3 protein-coding genes are annotated in these 2494 nt (G+C 43.1%); 2 read left to right on the top strand and 1 reads right to left on the bottom strand.

Annotated elements, in window-relative coordinates:
* Positions 1–283 precede the first annotated feature (283 nt).
* Positions 284–457 carry a hypothetical protein gene (locus L1D60_RS23325; RefSeq protein ID WP_157731315.1) on the top strand — a complete coding sequence of 58 codons (174 nt, stop codon included), beginning with the start codon at positions 284–286 and terminating at the stop codon, positions 455–457.
* Positions 414–884, top strand: coding sequence for a hypothetical protein (locus L1D60_RS23320; protein WP_138941939.1), 471 nt, complete (start codon positions 414–416; stop codon positions 882–884). Before L1D60_RS23325 ends, L1D60_RS23320 begins: the two co-directional genes overlap by 44 nt.
* Before the next feature lie 361 nt (positions 885–1245).
* On the opposite strand, the gene L1D60_RS23315 is transcribed toward L1D60_RS23320, so the two are convergent.
* Entirely contained in the window at positions 1246–2262 is a 1017-nt protein-coding gene (locus L1D60_RS23315; protein WP_239843166.1) for an IS110 family transposase, read from the bottom strand.
* Positions 2263–2494 lie beyond the last annotated feature (232 nt).

The raw sequence follows: 2494 nt of genomic DNA, 5'->3' as shown, positions 1-2494 counted from the left end.
TTATGCGTATCTAAGCCAATGAAAATTATGCTATCGTTAGTCATGCTAGCCTCCAAATTTAGTTGTTTGACGCACTAATTATGGCTCTGGCTTTAAGCTAACCCACGATTTTGGAGGCTAGCACCTCGTGGGGGTCATTATGTCTATGTACTTGCGTAAACTAAGGGGTTCTTGAAAGCTAGATGTTTCGAATGAAAAAATTGATCCTTCAGGTTCTATCTAGTAATATTAACTACGTATCGTGATATTGATACATCCGTTAAAGGAACAAAGGTAAATTATTATGACTAACCCAAACTTAGACCTGCTCAAAATGGCAAGTGACATCGGTGATAAACATCGAGGTGTTTCAGTGGTTGGCAAAACTAAAGAAGAAACAATGGCTAATCTTCTTACCATGTTTAAGGCTAGTAATGAGCAACATCGAACAGAAACCAATAACAAGAGCTCTCGTTAACCCTTCCTTTCAAGAAATCAGCGACTATTTCGGCTATGATTCAACCAAGTATGTTCCCGAAATAGCCGCACTCCTGCAACAGTGGACCGATCAAGGTTACGTTGAAGTATATCAAACAATTCAAGACCGAGAGTACGGAATGATTAAGTCGTCCGAACTTAACAGTAAGGGTGTACTCGCTCCTTACTATATAGGTCTGTATCACGCGCGCTTAGTCGAGGGCGAGCATGATCCATTAGTTGTCGTTAAGTTCTACGAAGATGAAATTCAATATCATACTGAATCTGCTACAGAAGCTGTTGATATGCGTTTTATGATAGATCATGAGGACTTCTTTGGCACAGCTAGTGTTAAAAGAGATCCTGCTGCATTAAGAGAAATGTGGTTGGAGGTAAAGGGTAAAATCGACGAGGGTGATCCTTCATAACTCCAGTTCGAAAACGTACATAACAAAGCATTTAAGAGTGATTCCCAACGCTTGGCATTTTTGGTGCCATCGTTGGGTTTTGTGTTTATGGCGGTATGGTTTAGTTTTGTGGTAGCGTTGCTCACATATATGGTCTCCCCCAGTTTTGCAAGTCAGCAGTATGATTAAAAGCGCAGGTTAACTTCCATATATACGGCCTGTTTAACGGCTATTGCCTTGGCCAAGATGAGGCAGTCGAACACGAAGTCCTAATCACCTTATCGACTTAAAAAGCCAGTGTGAGCATAAGGTTTTCAACGTGTAGGATTTATCCTGTTATTCATCTCACTACGTACTTTGCAAAGGGTTGGTGATACTTGTTTTATACTGGTTGATACTCTTCATTTTTGGTGGTGATAGCCCATGCTATTCGCATGAGCTTGTTAGCGAGAGCGACCGCAGCTCTATTTGGACCTCGTCGCTCTTGGAGTTCTAACATCCATTTACTGAGCTTGTCGGATTTAAATTTAGCGCGCCTCAACGCGGCTCTCGCCCCATGTACGAGTAATGAGCGGATGTAGGTGTTGCCTTGTTTTGTTATCCCAAGAAGAATGATTTTGTCGCCGCTTGTTTCTTGTTTGGGTACTAGCCCCATCGCAGCGGATGCATCTCTACCTGTTCTGAACTGTTGTCCAGAACCAAGCCATACTGCAACGGCTTGACTGGTAAGGGGGCCAAAGCCGGGAATAGACATGAGTCGCTTGGCATTCTCGAACTGTTTAATAGTGTGATTGAGCTTGTCATCGAACCATTTAATTTGTTCATCGATATATAAGTAGCGCTCGTATTGATTTGCCAATAATTCTCTTAAGATAGGCGAGAGTTGGTTGTCACTATCTTCAAGTATTTCAGGTATGGCTTTTGTGAAGGCGGCTTTTCCTTTAGGCATAATGACGCCGTATTCCGAGATAAGGCCACGGATTTGATTGACGAAACGAGTTCTTTCGGTGACGAGCAGTCGTCTCATCCGGATGAGGGATTGAATGTCCTGCTGTTCCACTGACTTATGAGGAACGGGGTGAGGTCTCTGGAATAAAGCAACTTCGGCGATAGCTTCAGCATCGTTATAGTCGTTCTTTTGTTTACGCCTTTGTGCTTTCACATGCTGTGGGGCGTAAAGTAGCACTTGGTGTCCGAGTTTAGAGAATTCGCGAGCCCAGTAATGGGCACCAGAGCATGCTTCCATCGCGATGGTGCAAGGCTCTTTATTGGCGACGTAACTAAGTAACTTACTTCGTTGAAGTTTTTTACGAGAGAGGTTCTTTCCTTTATGATTGATTTCAAACAGAAAGAAGATGTTTTTTGCTAAATCGATGCCGATGATTTTATGCTGAGTCATGGTCTTCTCCTTTTACTGTGGACCTGAACACTCCAAGCATGGCTTACGGTCATGTGAAGTGGTAGGGGGAGACCATCTCATCACCTTAACAGGGCGTTGATATGACCCCCACTGTCAATAAGAGCGTAGAAGTTTCTGCTCCCACATTTCCAGAGCCTTACTAGTAAATCAGTAGTAGTGTTACCGCATAGGTGAAGCAAGTAATTTCGTCGGTTCTCATGCTGATATACGT

The organism is Vibrio sp. Isolate30 (assembly GCF_022397975.1).
GTDB classification, from domain to species: Bacteria; Pseudomonadota; Gammaproteobacteria; order Enterobacterales; family Vibrionaceae; genus Vibrio; species Vibrio fortis.
This window is presented reverse-complemented; position numbering and strand designations above follow the sequence as displayed.

What these genes read in the sequence shown, in the direction of transcription:
- L1D60_RS23325 (WP_157731315.1), top strand. Translation starts at nt 284, where the DNA reads ATGACTAACCCAAACTTAGACCTGCTCAAAATGGCAAGTGACATCGGT.
- L1D60_RS23320 (WP_138941939.1), top strand. Translation starts at nt 414, where the DNA reads ATGAGCAACATCGAACAGAAACCAATAACAAGAGCTCTCGTTAACCCT.
- L1D60_RS23315 (WP_239843166.1), bottom strand. Translation starts at nt 2,262, where the DNA reads ATGACTCAGCATAAAATCATCGGCATCGATTTAGCAAAAAACATCTTC.